This window comes from Duganella sp. P38, assembly GCF_050859475.1.
Lineage (GTDB): Bacteria > Pseudomonadota > Gammaproteobacteria > Burkholderiales > Burkholderiaceae_D > Rugamonas.
Window position 1 is genome coordinate 4791989 of the sequence record NZ_CP193936.1, and the last position, 14348, is coordinate 4806336.

Here is a 14348-nt window from a genome sequence, read left to right on the forward strand (position 1 = left end):
GAGTCCGCCAGGCGAGAATGGCATGGGGACGGAGATATGAATGCAGACAGCTTAGCTGAATACTTTCCACATAACAAGAAATATCGGCGCGGGCGGGATAAAGGTGGCGCCCTGTGCGCGCAGGAAGTTGCGCGACGGCGCATGGCATCCCGCCATCGACTGGGGGGATGCCATGGTTACAGCAATTGCAGGTCAGTGGCCTTCGGAGGCGTTGAACATGGTCTTGGCGTAGATCAGGCCCAGGCCATAGCCGCCGCCGTTGGCGATCGCGGTGGCCACCGTTTCGTCGTAGGTTTCGCCACGGGCCCAGTCGCGTTGCAGTTCCAGCAGGTATTGCAGCGAGGTCATCGGGCGGGCGCCGGCCTGGATCATGCGCTCGACGGCGCGCTCGTGCGCTTCGTCCGAGATGTCGCCGCTGGCGTCGGTGATGACGTACACCTCAAAGCCCTGGTCGAGCGCCGACAGCGCCGGGCCAACGATGCAGACCGAGGTCCACAGACCGGCCAGCACGATTTTGTCCTTGCCGATGGCGTTGACGCGCTCGGCGATGCGCGGATCTTCCCAGGTGTTCATGCTGGTGCGGTCGATCGCCGCTTCGTTCGGGAACACTTGCTTGATTTCGTTGAACATCGGGCCCGAGAACGATTTTTCCGCCACGGTGGTCAGAATCGTCGGCACCTTGAATTCCTTGGCCGCTTTCGATACCAGCGCGACGTTGTTGCGCAGCTGGACCGGATCGATCGACTTGGTGGCAAACGCCATCTGCGATTGGTGGTCGATCATGATCAGCGTGTGGTTGGCTGGGTTCAGCAGGGTTTTACCTGGTTGGGCGATGGCGGTCGGCATAATATATTCTCCTGAGATTCAAAAATTTCGATTTAGTGTTTAGCGCTGTTTGCTGTGTGCGTCGCGCTGATGGAATGCATTATGCGGCAGCGCGACGCCGTCAAAAAGCGGAAAAATTACCGTGCTACTTTCGATTTTTTCGATACATCGCGGACGCGGTATTTTGCACGCCGGCGCTATACTGGACTTCCCTTGCTTCGGGAGCCAATATGCGGCCTCTCCCCGGCTTCCTGTACAGTTTCAAGTTCAAGATCAGCGCGCTGGTCATCGGGCTGCTGCTGTTCGCCGGCATCGGCGCCGGCGGCGTTTCGCTGCTGATCGCCGAATCCGAGCTGCGCCAGGTCATCGCCCACCAGGAACTGTCGCTGCTGACCGGGGCCGCCGCCTTCATCGATAACGATCTCCAGAACAAGCGCCAGCAGCTGAAGGCGCTGACGGAGGAAATCAGCGAGCGCGGATTGCCGCAGGAGCGCCTCCAGCAGTTGCTGGAAAGCCGTGAATCGCTGCGCGACAACTTCTTCAACGTCAACGTCTTCGACCTGTCGGGCAAGCTGGTGGCCAGCCTGCGCGACCGCAACGCCAAGCGCATCAACATCTCCGGGCGCCAGTATTTCAAGGACACGCTGAGCCTGCAGGAGGGCGTGATCTCGCCGCCGTTCGAGAGCGCGCTGTCGGGACGGCCGGTGGTGGTCATCACCCAGCCGCTGCGCGACGCCGAAGGCCGCGTCACCGGCATCCTGCTGGGCGCCATCGACCTGCTGCGGCCGTCCTTCTCGGCCCAGCTCGACGCGCTGCGCGCCGGCGCCGACGGCTATCTGTTCATCGTCACCGACAGCGGCCTCACCGTGCACCATCCGGACAAGAGCCGGCTGCTGGAACAAGGCGACGACGGCCCCGGCACACTGCTGGAGGCGGCGCTGCGCAAGCCGGACGGCTGGCAGGACAATGTGCTCGACGACGGCGTGCCGGTGCTGCTGGTGCACAAGCATCTGCGCGAGGTCGATTGGACCATCGCCATCTCCTACCCGGTGCGCAGCGCGTTCGCCACCATGCAGAGCGTGCGCCTGCGCGCGCTGCTGGGCGCGGCCCTGCTGATCGCCTGCGCCGGGGTGTTCGGCTGGGTCATCACCAAGAATCTGCTGCGGCCGCTACGGCAGTTGCACCGGCACGTGGTCGCGATCAGCGCCGGCCAGGCCGATATCGCCGTGTTCGATGTCAGCCGCAAGGACGAGTTCGGCCACCTGAGCCGCGCTTTCTTCGGCCTGTCGCAGCGGCGCGAGCAGGCCGAACGCGAACTGCACCGGCTGGCCACCACCGACGTCCTGACCGGCATCCACAACCGCCGCATGTTCGACGCGCTGCTGCCGCAGGCGCTGGCGCGCGCCGCCCGCTCCGGCCAGCCGCTGGCGCTGGCCATACTCGACGTCGACCACTTCAAGGACATCAACGATACGCTGGGCCACGCGGCCGGCGACCAGGTGTTGATCGAGTTTGCGCGGCGGCTGAGCGGCGCGGTGCGCGCGACCGACACCGTGGCGCGCCTGGCCGGCGATGAATTCGTCATCGTCTTCGAGCAGCTGTCGTCGACCACCGAAATGGAGATGCTGGGGCGGCGCGTCATCGAGGCCATGCACGTGCCCTTCACGCTCGGCGCGGCGCAGCGCGCGGTCAAGACCAGCATCGGCATCGCCGTCACCTGCGCGGCGGCGACCACCGCCGAGGAACTGATGCGCGCCGCCGACCAGGCGCTGTATGGCGTCAAGGCCGCCGGCCGCGATGGCTACGCGGTGCACCAGGCCGGCGCCGCGCGGCGCCAGCCGCCCGAGCTTAGAAGCGCGCTTTGACGCGCAGGCCCACGGTACGCGGACGCACCATGTACAGATTGTCGCCGGGCTGGATGGCGATGGTGTTGGTGGTGACATCGCTGATCCGGGCGCCGTTGCTCAGGTTGGTGCCGAACAGGCCGAATTCATAAGGGCCGCTGCGGTACGCCACGGTCGCGTTCAGCGTGTTGGACGACGGAATGCGCGAGTAGTTGCCCTGCGACGCCGCGAAGTTGGTGTAGGACTCGCCGCGATACGCATAGCTGGCCGACAGCGCGATCTCGCGCGCGCCGTCCAGCGGAATGCTGTAGTTGGCGACAGCGGTGGCGGCAAACTTCGGCGAGTACGGCACGCGCGCGCCCTCCGGTATCGACTGCGCCGCCACGCCGGTAATGACCGGATCGGTGGCTGTCGCGTGATTGAACGATGCGCTCACGCCGAACGACGCCTGGCGCGACAGCTTGACAAAGCTTTCCAGCTCGACGCCCTCGCTGCGGATCTTGCCAGCGTTTTCGGTGAAGTAGTAGGTGCACGGCAGGCGGTTGAACACCTGCACGTCCTTCCACTTGACCACGTAGGCGCTGGCGTTGAAGGTGACGCGGCGGTCGAACAGCGTGTTCTTGGAGCCGGCCTCGAAATTCCACAGGCTGTCCGGCGCGAAGGTCGACGGCGCATTCTGGCCGCAGAAGTCGAACGGCACCGGCTGGTTATTGCCGCCGTAGCGGAAGCCCTTGCCCACCGACGCGTACACGGTGTGGTCGTCGTCGATGCGGTAGGCGGCCGCGAAGCGCGGGTTGGCGCCCTTCGAGGTTTCGCTGCTGGTGCTCACTTCCGGCTTGCTGCTTTGCGGCGCCGCCGGCGTCGAGTTGACCAGGTTGCCGAACAGGCCACTGAACTTCAGGTCGAAGTCCTGCGTGCCGCGGAACAGCCGCAGGCCGGCCGTCAGGTCCAGCTTGTCCCACACGGTGTAAGTGGCTTCGGCAAACAGCGCCGCCTCTTTCGAATCGATGTTCTGCGTGCCGGAGAAGTAATCGTCCGGCGTGAAGGCGTTGTCGTTGAGCTGCGAGTTATAGCCGGGGAAGTTCCTGGCGATGGCGAAGCGCGCGTCGAAGCCGGGCGTCGGCTGGTCCTGGCGCAGGTCGCGCTTGCCCTGCGTGTAGAAGGCGCCGGCGGTCCATTTCAGCGGGCCGCCCGCCTTCGATTGCAGGCGGAACTCCTGGGCGAAATTGGTGATGGCGTTGTCGATCACATACGACGAGGCGATCAGCGGCAGCTGGCCGCCGAAAATGAAGGCGGTCGCCTTGTACTGGCCGGAGTTGATGTAGCGCGTGTCGCGGTGCAGGTAGGAGCTGGACGATACCAGCTGCGCCGCGCCGGCGTCGTAGTTCAGCGTCAGGTTATACAGTTGCAGTTTGTCCTTGCTGGTCTGCGGGATCAGCGAGGTGGTGGTGTACGGCGCCAGGCCGGCGTAGGCGTCGTTGATGCCGCCCTGGATGTTGGAGGCGATGACGCTGGCGTCGATCAGCAGGTCCGGCGTGGCGCGCAGGCGGACCGCCGCGCGGGCCTGGTTGGTGGAGACATCGTTATCGGTCTTGCCGTTGTGCTGATTGAACACATAGCCGGAATCGTTGCCGGTGTAGCCGGTCAGGCGCAGCGCCAGCACGTCGTTCTTGAGCGGCACGTTGACGGTGGCGCGCAGATTGTGGTTGTCGCCGCCGAACTTGGCGGTGCGCGAACCGAGCGCTTCCACCGAGCCGAAGAAATCGTTGAATTCCGGCTTGGCGGTAATCTGCCGCACCGTGCCGGCCATGGCGCCGGCGCCGAACAGCGTGCCTTGCGGACCTTGCAGCACTTCCACGCGCTCCAGGTCCAGCACCTTCAGGTCGGGATTGCCGGACTTCAGCGTCACCGGCATCTCGTCGATGTACACCGCCACCAGCGAGGCGTCCTGCACCTCGGACGGCACAATGCCGCGCACCACCAGCCCGCGTATCGTGATGTTGTTGACGCCCGCGCCCTGCTCCTGCAGCGACAGCGCCGGCACCAGGTTGGCGATGTCGCGCAGGTTGCCCTGGCCGTACCTGGCCAGCGCCTCCGGCTTGATGACGGTGATCGCGGCCGGCACCTGCTGCACGTCCACCGCGCCGGTGCGGGTGGCCGTGACCTCCACTTTTTCGATCTTGTCGGACGCGCTGTCCTGCGCGTTGGCCGCCGCGAACACGCCGGCAATCGCCAGCGCCATCAAATGCTTGTTCATCCCGTTCCTTCAGTGGTTATTCTGACTACTATACATAATCGAAAAACCACTGAATACGAAGAAAACCGACTTTTCTTATAATGAATCCAGGAATGCATCCATCGCCCTGGTCGGGCGGCCATCCGCGCCCCAGGCGCTCAGTTCATAATGGCTCCAGCTGCGCGCGCCCAGCGGCTCCCAGTAGATGACGCCCTGGCCCTTGCCGTGCGGGACCTCGCGCACCTTGCGCTGCACCGCCATCAGCATGTCGTAAGTGTTCTGCGGCTGCGTGTCCTCGCCGCCCACTTCCACCACCATCACCTCCTTGCCGTAGCGCGCCGCCAGATCGTTCATGTTCGCCGCCAGCGCATCGATCGACTGCGTGTAGTCCGGGCGGCCGTCCAGCCAGTATGGATAGTAGGACAGGCCGATCACATCGTACCTGGCGCCATTGGCCTGGGCGTTGTCGAACCAGGTGCGGAACCACTGCTTGTCCTGGCCGCGATCCAGGTGCAGCACCACCTTGGACGACGGGCTGACCGCCTTCACCGCGTCGTAGCCCTGGTTGATCAGCTGCGCCAGCTGCGGCCAGTTGTCGGTGTGGCCTTCCGGGTAGAGCATGCCGGTACGGGTTTCGTTCCCCACCTGCACCCATTCGGGCGTGACGCCGGCCTTCTTCATGGCGCTCATCACATCATGGGTGTAGTCGTAGACGTCCTGCTTCAGCTGCGTGAAGTCGTGGCCGACCCACGCCGCCGGCTTGCGCTGCTGCTGCGGATCGGCCCAGCTGTCGCTGTAATGGAAGTTCAGCATGATGCGCATGCCCATCTTCTGCGCGCGCAGCGCCATCGCCACTGTTTCATCCTTGCTGTTGTGGCCACTGGCCCTGTCGTCGGATGGGTTGACCCAGGTGCGCAGGCGGATGGTGTTGATGCCGTAATCCTTGAGGATTTGCAGCGCATCCTGCTCCTTGCCGTGCTTGTTGTAGAACTTGTAGCCGGTGGCTTCCATCTGCGGCAGCCAGCCGACGTCGGCGCCCTTGACGAATTGTTCGGCGGCGTTGGCGGACAGGCCGGCCGCCATCAATAGCGTAATCAGTAGTTTTTTCATGCCGCCATGCTAGCCCAAAGGCAGATCCGCGAGGCATGCGGAAAATGCCACAATCCATGCCCTTTCGATATGGGCGCGACCCGGTTTGGCATTTGCCGGTAAGATAGCGGCCGTCGCCAACCTTACCGTCACTATCATGGCCGAACGCATCGCCGTGCTGTATCAGGCACTTCCTCCCCCGTCATCGATGGCCTGCGCAAGGACGCCAAGCCGGGCGGCTATTCCGACAGCGGCGCCGACATCGCCTGCGCGCTGCGCCGCGCCGGACACACGGTCCTCACGCCCGTCGCCGCGCCCGATCCGGCGCAGGCGCTGGACTGGGTGTTCGCCGATACGGAGGAAGGCATCGCCGGCGCGCTGCAGGCCGGCGCCACGGTGCTGTGGGCGAACACGGTGCTGTTCTCCGGCCACCCGCTGGAAGCGCATCGCGGCCGGGTCGCCATCGTCGGCCAGTTGCCGGAACGGCAGCAGGCGGCCGACGACAAGTTCGCCACCAACGCGCTGCTCAAGTCGCACGGCCTGCCGGTCGCCGGCGCGCTGCTGGCGGGACGCGAGGCGCCGGCGCTGGAACGGCTGGCAGAACATGGGCTGCACTTCCCGCTGGTGGTCAAGCCGGTGCGCGGGCGCGGCAGCCAGGGCGTGTCCAGGGTGGACGGCTACACGGCGCTGGTGGTGGCGCTGCAAACGCTGCTCGACAGCCGCGCCTTCGGCAACCAGGCCATCGTCGAACAATATCTCGGCGGCGACGAGCTGACGCTGACGGTGCTGCCCGGCGCCGCCGGCCCGCTGTTGCTGCCGCCGGTGCGCCGCTTGAATCACATCGACGGCATTGCGCCGTACAACGGCACGGTGGCGGTCAGCAGCAACAGCGCCGCGCTGACCGCAGAAGAAGCGCAGGCGCCGCAAGTCCGGGGGCTGATGGCCGCCTGCGCCCAGGCCTGCGACCTGGTGGGCGCGCGCGCCGCCATCCGCATCGACTGCCGCGCCGATGGCAACGGCAACTACCACATCTTCGACCTGAATCTGAAGCCGAACATGACCGGCGCCGGCCGCCCCGGACGCGAAGACCAGGACAGCCTGTGCGCCATCGCCGCCCGCGCCCACGGCTGGAGCTACACCGACCTGCTGGCGGCGATGCTGGCCAGCGCCTGGACCGAATAATCATGCAAGACAAGCGCCCCACCACGCTCACCTCCGACCCGCACCAACGCCTCGGCAAGCCGGCCGGCGGCTGGCGCGCCAGGCTGTACGCCATCATCTTCGAATCCGACACGCCCAAGGGCCGCGCGTTCGACCTGGCGCTGATCGGCGCGATCCTGCTGAGCGTCCTGGTAGTGGTGCTGAGCAGCGTGAAACCGGTGGCCGACGCCTATGGCGCCTGGCTGCATCGCGCCGAGTGGTTCTTCACCATCCTGTTCACGCTTGAATATGTGGCGCGCTGCCTGTGCGTGCAGCGGCCGGTGGTGTATGCGCGCAGCTTCTTCGGCATCATCGACGTCATGTCCATCCTGCCCAGCTACATCTCGCTGGTGTTCCCGGCCGCGCACGTGGTGCTGGGCGTGCGCATCCTGCGCCTGCTGCGCATCTTCCGCATCCTCAAGCTGACGCTCTACATCCAGGAATACAGCATGCTGGGCGACGCGCTGCTGGCCAGCCGGCGCAAGATCTTCGTGTTCCTGTCGGTGGTGTTCCTGATCGTGTTCCTGCTGGGGACCGTGATGTATGTGGTGGAAGGCCCGGAGAACGGCTACACCAGCATTCCCACCGCCGTCTACTGGGCCATTTCGACGATGACCACCGTGGGCTTCGGCGACCTGGTGCCGAAAACCGACATCGGCCGCGCCATCGCCTCGTTCATGATGCTGCTCGGCTGGGGCATTCTGGCCGTCCCGACCGGCATTATCAGCTCGGAAATCACCTACCAGCGCGGGCGCAGCGTGCTGCCGCTGCGCGCCTGCCCGGCCTGCCCCGCCACCGGCCACGACGCCAGCGCCCAATACTGCAAGGACTGCGGCGCCAGGCTGTGATCCCGCGTCAGCGCGGTTGCGGCGGTTGCGGCGATTGCAGTAGTTGCCGCAGCGCTGGCGCCAGCGCCTCGTCATTCTGATACAGCGCGTTCGAGCCGACCGCTTGCAGTGCGTCGCCCTGACGCACCAGCAGCTGCGGCACGCCACGGATGCCCGCTTGCCGCATCAGCGCTTGCGCGGCCGCGATGCGCGCATCGGTGTCGCGGGCCAGCACGGCGTCGCCACTCAAGGCCTCGGCCAGCTGCGCCGCATCGGCCGCATGCCCGGCCTCGCTGGCAAGCGACGCCGCGATTTCCGCCACCACGCCGGGCAGCGCGGTGTCCTTGCCGTCCACATAACGCGCCAGCTGGGCGCGGTGCAGCAGTTGCGGCTCCAGCGCGGCATCCAGCGCGCGCACCCAGGTCAGCGCGCGGGCGATGACGCCGGAATCGAAGCGCACGCCATCGCCGTGCAGGATGTCGGCACGATAGCGCTCGCTGAACACGCGGCCGGTCATGCTGGCGATGCGCTGGTCGTTGTGCCATGCGTGGGCGGCGAAGTCCGGCGTCAGGTCGCGCGCGCCAGCGCCGGAGAACAGGCCGCTCGGCCACAACTCCAAATGCTGCGGGAAGTGGCGGGCCAGCGTGGCCAGCGCCGGGGCGCTGGCGTAGCACCAGCCGCAGAGGGGATCGAACAGATAAAGCAGTTTGGTGGTCATGGTGGTCCGGCAAAAAAGTCAGGCTTGCAGCTTACTGGCCTGGGCGCTGCGGATAAACCGCCTGCCGGTCAATACTGTGTTGCACCGGCCGGGCGAATGCCATCCAATCATTATGGTGATTATCTTTAGCTAAACGATTAACTGGGCGAACAAGGCCACTAAAATATTAGTACGTCTGCTGAGATCACAACGCCATGAAAAAATTCGCGCTTGCAGTATTCACCTTTATCCTCCTGGGATCGCAGGGGGCCGCCTGCCTGGCGGACGACTTGCGCCCGCCCCTGCTGCTGACCGGCAGCCACCAGCGCGACAGCCAGGACCTGTCCGGGCCATGGACCTATTCCAGGGATTTGTACCGCACCGGCCTGACCGACATCAACGGCTGGGTGGCAAAGTCGCGCATGCAGCGCTACCGCGACATCGACGTCGCCGCCGAGGAAGCCAAAGGCGGCGCCACCTTCTTCGAATTCGACATGGACCGCGGCCCGGTGATGACCATTCCCGGCGCCTGGAACGCGGCGCAGCCGGAACTGCGCTACTACGATGGTCTGATCTGGTTCCAGCGCAAATTCAACGCCCGCGAGCTGCGCGGCGGCCGCGCCTTCCTGCGCTTCGAAGCGGTCAACTACCGTGCCCACGTCTACCTGAACGGCAAGGAAGTGGGCAAGCACGAAGGCGGCTTCACGCCGTTTGCCGTCGAGGTAAGCGAGGCGCTGCGCGCCGGCGAGAACCGCCTGGTGGTCGGCGTCGACTCGCAGCACGACGCGCAAAGCATCCCGACGCAAATCACCGACTGGGACCTGTACGGCGGCATCACGCGCCCGGTACGATTGGTCTACACGCCGTCCACCTTCATCGACGACGCCATGCTGCACCTGAACCGCGACGGCAGCATCGCCGGCAGCGTGCAGCTGAACGGCCCCGGCGCGGCCGGCCAGCAAGTCGCCATCCGCATCGGCGACATCGCCAGCGTCAATGTCACCACCGACGCGCAAGGCCGCGCTGCCGTCTCGCTGCCGGCCCCGCGCAAGCTGCAACGCTGGTCGCCGGACAGCCCCACGCTGTACGACGTGCAGTTTGCCGCCGCCGGCGATACGCTGCGCGACCGCATCGGCTTCCGCACCATCGCCGTCGACGGCAGCCGCATTCTATTGAATGGCAAACCGATTTTCCTGCGCGGCGTGTCGATGCACGAAGAGGAATTCGGCCCCAACCCGGCGCGCAACATGAGCGAGCAAGCGTCGCGCGCGCTGCTCGGCGAGATCAAGCACAAACTGCACGGCAACTACGTGCGCCTGTCGCACTACCCGCACTCGGAAACCACACTGCGCCTGGCCGACGAAATGGGGCTGCTGGTGTGGAGCGAAATCCCGGTCTACTGGACGGTGGACTGGGACAACCCGGCCGTGCTGCGCAAGGCGCTGGCGATGCAGGCGGAAACCATTTACCGCGACCGCAACCGCGCCTCGGTGATCCTGTGGAGCGTGGGGAACGAAACGCCCGTGTCGGCGCCGCGCACCCGCTTCCACGCCGCCATGGCCGCCAATGTGCGCGCGCTGGACCCGACGCGCCTGATCAGCGCCGCGCTGCTGGTGGAGCGCGACAAGGACGTCACCACCATCAACGACCCGCTGCTGGAGCAGCTCGACGTGCTGGCCGTGAACACCTACGCCGGCTGGTATGGCGACGACCGGCTGGCCGACCTGCCCGGCCTGAAATGGAACGTGCCGGCGAATCGGCCGCTGATCCTGTCCGAATTCGGCGCCGACGCGCTGGCCGGCTACCACGACGCCGGCGTGAAGAAATTCAGCGAAGAGTACCAGGCCGCGTATTACCGCAACACGCTGGCCATGGCCGACAGGATTGCCACGCTGGCCGGCATGTCACCCTGGGTACTGAAGGACTTCCGCTCGCCGCGGCGCGAACATCCTTTGCTGCAAAACGGCTGGAACCGCAAGGGCCTGCTGTCTGAAACCGGCGCCCGCAAACAGGCGTTCGACGTGCTTGCCGACTACTACAAGCAAAAAAACTAAACGACGATACTGGAGGCCACATGAAACTCTCACGCACGGCCGAGGCCGTATTGGCGGCGCTCGCCCTGATTTCCCTGCAACAGCGCGCCCTGGCGCAGGAAGATGGCTTGCAAACCATCGTGGTCACCGCGCAGAAGCGCGCGCAGGTGATGCAGAACGTGCCGGTGGCGGTCAACACCATCGACGCCAAGACCATCGAGAACCAGCAGATCGTCGACTTCCGCGACCTGGCCCGCGTGTCGCCGTCGATGACACTGAGCGAAAACCCCAACAACAGCGCCATTTCGCTGCGCGGCGTCGGCACCATCGCCTTCAGCTTCGGCATCGAATCGGCGGTGGCGGTGGTGGTGGACGACGTGCCGGTGATCCAGCAGATGCAGGCCTTCTCCAACCTGAGCGACCTGGAACGCATGGAAGTGCTGCGCGGGCCGCAGGGCACGCTGTTCGGCAAGAACTCCTCGGCCGGGCTGATTAACGTCGTCACCCGGGCCTCGTCCGCCGAACTGGAACGCAGCGTGCAGCTGACCACCACCAGCGACGGCGAGCGCCGCCTCGACGCCTCCATCTCCGGCCCGCTGAGCGAGCGCAGCGGCTTTCGCATCAACGCCTACGGCAACCAGCGACGCGGCGACATCAACAACCTGACCTACGATTCCACGCTCAACGGCGAACGCTCGCGCGGCGTGCGCGCGCGGCTGGACTTCTTCAAGCCGGCCGACGAGTTCTGGGGCCGCATCATCGCCGACTACAATGCGCGCCGCATCGAGGGCCCGGTGACCACGCTGCTCTACGTGCCGCCCGGCGCCAGGCAGCAGAACGTGGCGCCACTGGAGCCGACGCTGGCCGGCGTCACGCCCGGCCCGGACAACCGCAATGTGCGGATCGACGATCCGGGCTATTCGGACAGCCGCGGCAGCAGCGTCAGCGCCGCGCTGAACTGGAAGCTGCCGGGCCACACGCTGACCTCGGTGACCACTTACCAGGACTGGAAATTCGACATCGAGGCCGACTACGACTTCACCGACGTCGACCTGCAATCGGTGCTGACGCGGAACGCGCTGCGCGGCGGCGTGCGCCACGGCGGGCCGTACGACGCCCACATGCTGACGCAGGAACTGCGGCTGACCTCCAGCGGCGAGCAGGCGCTGAACTACCTCGGCGGCCTGTACTTCTCCGACTCCAGCACCGGTCGCAGCTTCCTGCGCGGCCCGACGGTGGCCGTGTCCCGCTGGGACGGCAACTCGAAGAACCGCACGCTGGCCGCGTTCGCGCAAGCGGACTACCGGCTGGCGCCCGCCACGCGCCTGAGCGCCGGCCTGCGCTACAACCACGAGCGCATCGAGGCCGACTTCAGCAACAAGGTGCCGGCCACGCCGCTGCACTATAACGGCGGCAATACCGACGATGTCGTCACCGGCAAGCTGGCGCTGCAACAGGACCTGGCCAAGGCGGTGATGGCCTACGCCTCCTTCGCCACCGGCTACAAGGGCGCCGGCTTCGACGTATCGAGCGGCTTCGATCAGTCGCGCATCGACAACTACATCAGGCCGGAAACCTCGAAGGCCTATGAACTGGGCCTGAAGAGCCGCTTCCTGAACAACCGCCTGCAACTGAACGCCACGCTGTTCAGCACGGATTACGACAACTTCCAGGCACAGTCGCGCCGCCTCGATCCGGTGACCAACCTGATTCAGAACGCGGTGGCCAACGTCGGCCAGCTGCGCACGCGCGGCCTGGAGCTGGAAGTGGCGGCCAAGCCGGTCAACACGCTGCTGCTGGAAGGTTCGCTGGCGTGGGTCGACGCCACCATCCGTTCGTATCCGTCGGCGATCTGCTATCCGGGCCAGACGCTGGCCCAGGGCTGCCGGCCGCTGGGCAACTCCAGCGTGCAGGACCTGGCCGGCAAGCGGCTGGCCAATGCGCCCAGGCTGAAGTACACGCTGGGCGCCACCTACAACACGCCGCTGACAGAGTCGGGCTATCGCGGCATCTTCAACCTGAACTACCAGCACCAGTCCGAGGTGAACTACGACCTGTCGGTCAACCCGCTGACGATACAGCGCGCATACGGCGTGCTGAATGGCAGCGTGGCGGTCACCGATCCATCGAGCCAGATCAAGGTCACCTTCTACGTCAACAACCTGCTCGACAAAAGCTACAATAGCTTCGTCGCCGACAACTTCAACTTCTACAGCGGCGCACACGTGCTGTCGCAAACCTTGTCGCGCAATTCTCAACGCTATGTCGGACTGCGGGTGAAATATGAATTCTAAAACGCTGCTGGGCATGGTCCTGCTGGCCGCCGCGCACGCGGCGCCGGCGGCCACCTACTATGTCGCCCCTGCGGGCAGCGACGACAACGCCGGCACGCTGGCGGCGCCGTTCAAAAGCATCGTCAAGGCGCAGTCGGTGGCGGTGGCCGGCGACACCGTCTACCTGCGCGGCGGCAGCTACCTCTACACCGCGGCGGAAAGCGCGTGCGCCAGCCGCACGGCGCGCGTCAACGCCATCACGCTCGGCAAAAGCGGCGCCGCCGGCAACCCGATCCGCTATTGGGCTTACGCCGGCGAAAAGCCGGTGTTCGACTTCTCGCGGATGAGCGACGACTGCCGCGTCAAGGGCTTCAACGTCACCGGCAGCTGGCTGCATCTGCGCGGGCTGGAGATCAGCGGCGCGCCGCAGCAGCCGGGCAATTTGCTCAACAACGAGTCATGGGGCGTGTGGAACAGCGGCAGCAACAACATCTTCGAAAGGCTCGACATCCACCACAACATGGGGCCGGGCATGTTCATCGCGCAGGGCAGCAACAACCTGGTGCTGAATGTCGACTCGCACCACAACCGCGACCCGTACAGCAAGAGCGGCGACGGCCAGAACGCCGATGGCTTCGGCGTTCACATCGGCGCGAACGAGCCTGGCAACGTGCTGCGCGGCTGCCGCGCCTGGGCCAACACGGACGACGGTTATGACCTGATCCAGGCCAGGTCGGCGGTGCTGATCGAGAACTCGTGGGCCTGGTCGCACGGCTACATCCCGGACACCACCACCTCGCTGGCGGCCGGCAACGGCAACGGCTTCAAGATCGGCGGCTTCGGCGGCAAGTACGCCGCCGACGCGCCGCAGCACATCGTGCGCAACAGCGTCGCCTTCAACAACAAGGCCTCGGGCTTCTACGCCAACCACCATCCGGTGGCGAGCTACTTCTACAACAACACCAGCATCGCCAACCGGCACGACTTCAACATGCTGGGGATCGATCCGTCGGGCGCCGCCATCAACCTCGGCATCCTGCGCAACAACCTCGCCTGGCAAGGCACGCTGGTGACCAATGTGGACGGCGCCGACGCGGTCAACAACAGCTGGAACCTGAGCGGCGTGGTATCGGTGACGGCGGCCGACTTCCGCAGCGTGTCAACGGCAGGCTGGGACGCGCCGCGCCAGGCCGACGGCAGCTTGCCGGTGCTGCCGCACTTCCGCCTGGCGGCGGGCAGCGATCTGCTGAACAAAGGCGTCAACGTCGGCCTGCCGTACAGCGGCAGCGCGCCGGACCTTGGCGCTTTTGAAGGGGAGTAATAT

The 14348-nt window shown here is 65.7% G+C and carries 10 protein-coding genes; 6 read left to right on the forward strand and 4 right to left on the reverse strand.

Going from position 1 to position 14348, the window contains the following annotated elements; translation table 11 throughout:
- Positions 1–192: 192 nt before the first annotated feature.
- Positions 193–846 carry a hydrolase gene (locus ACRQ5J_RS22330; RefSeq protein WP_432379894.1) on the reverse strand — a complete coding sequence of 218 codons (654 nt, stop codon included), beginning with the start codon at positions 844–846 and terminating at the stop codon, positions 193–195.
- Positions 847–1055: 209 nt separating this feature from the next.
- Here ACRQ5J_RS22330 and ACRQ5J_RS22335 point away from each other — a divergent pair, with 209 nt between their 5' ends.
- Positions 1056–2690, forward strand: coding sequence for a diguanylate cyclase domain-containing protein (locus tag ACRQ5J_RS22335; protein ID WP_432379896.1), 1635 nt, complete (start codon positions 1056–1058; stop codon positions 2688–2690).
- Here ACRQ5J_RS22335 and ACRQ5J_RS22340 read toward each other — a convergent pair.
- Entirely contained in the window at positions 2674–4926 is a 2253-nt protein-coding gene (locus ACRQ5J_RS22340) for a TonB-dependent receptor (protein WP_432379898.1), read from the reverse strand. The two genes, ACRQ5J_RS22335 and ACRQ5J_RS22340, sit on opposite strands and share 17 nt — an antisense overlap.
- Before the next feature lie 75 nt (positions 4927–5001).
- A complete protein-coding gene (locus tag ACRQ5J_RS22345) occupies positions 5002–6015 on the reverse strand; it encodes a glycoside hydrolase family 53 protein (protein WP_432379900.1) in 1014 nt (337 codons plus the stop codon).
- A gap of 321 nt (positions 6016–6336) precedes the next feature.
- On the opposite strand from ACRQ5J_RS22345, the gene ACRQ5J_RS22350 reads away from it, so the two are divergent.
- Together ACRQ5J_RS22350 and ACRQ5J_RS22355 are read left to right on the forward strand one after the other, a co-directional pair.
- Positions 6337–7176 carry a biotin carboxylase gene (locus tag ACRQ5J_RS22350; RefSeq protein WP_432379902.1) on the forward strand — a complete coding sequence of 280 codons (840 nt, stop codon included), beginning with the start codon at positions 6337–6339 and terminating at the stop codon, positions 7174–7176.
- Positions 7177–7178: 2 nt separating this feature from the next.
- Positions 7179–8042: an ion transporter gene (locus tag ACRQ5J_RS22355; RefSeq protein WP_432379904.1), complete on the forward strand. Its 864-nt coding sequence runs from the start codon at positions 7179–7181 to the stop codon at positions 8040–8042.
- Between the two features lie 7 nt (positions 8043–8049).
- Here the strand turns inward: ACRQ5J_RS22355 and ACRQ5J_RS22360 are convergent, their stop codons facing one another.
- A complete protein-coding gene (locus tag ACRQ5J_RS22360; protein WP_432379906.1) occupies positions 8050–8739 on the reverse strand; it encodes a DsbA family protein in 690 nt (229 codons plus the stop codon).
- Positions 8740–8933: 194 nt separating this feature from the next.
- On the opposite strand from ACRQ5J_RS22360, the gene ACRQ5J_RS22365 reads away from it, so the two are divergent.
- From ACRQ5J_RS22365 to ACRQ5J_RS22375, 3 genes are read left to right on the forward strand one after another with little or no spacing between them, the layout of a single operon-like run.
- The gene (locus tag ACRQ5J_RS22365; RefSeq protein ID WP_432379908.1) at positions 8934–10772 is read left to right on the forward strand and encodes a glycoside hydrolase family 2 protein; all 1839 of its coding nucleotides are present in this window, start codon (positions 8934–8936) and stop codon (positions 10770–10772) included.
- A 20-nt stretch (positions 10773–10792) separates the two neighbouring features.
- Complete coding sequence (locus tag ACRQ5J_RS22370) at positions 10793–13045, forward strand: TonB-dependent receptor (protein WP_432379910.1); 2253 nt, start codon at positions 10793–10795, stop codon at positions 13043–13045.
- Positions 13035–14345 carry a right-handed parallel beta-helix repeat-containing protein gene (locus tag ACRQ5J_RS22375; protein ID WP_432379912.1) on the forward strand — a complete coding sequence of 437 codons (1311 nt, stop codon included), beginning with the start codon at positions 13035–13037 and terminating at the stop codon, positions 14343–14345. Before ACRQ5J_RS22370 ends, ACRQ5J_RS22375 begins: the two co-directional genes overlap by 11 nt.
- The last annotated feature ends 3 nt before the right edge of the window (positions 14346–14348 follow it).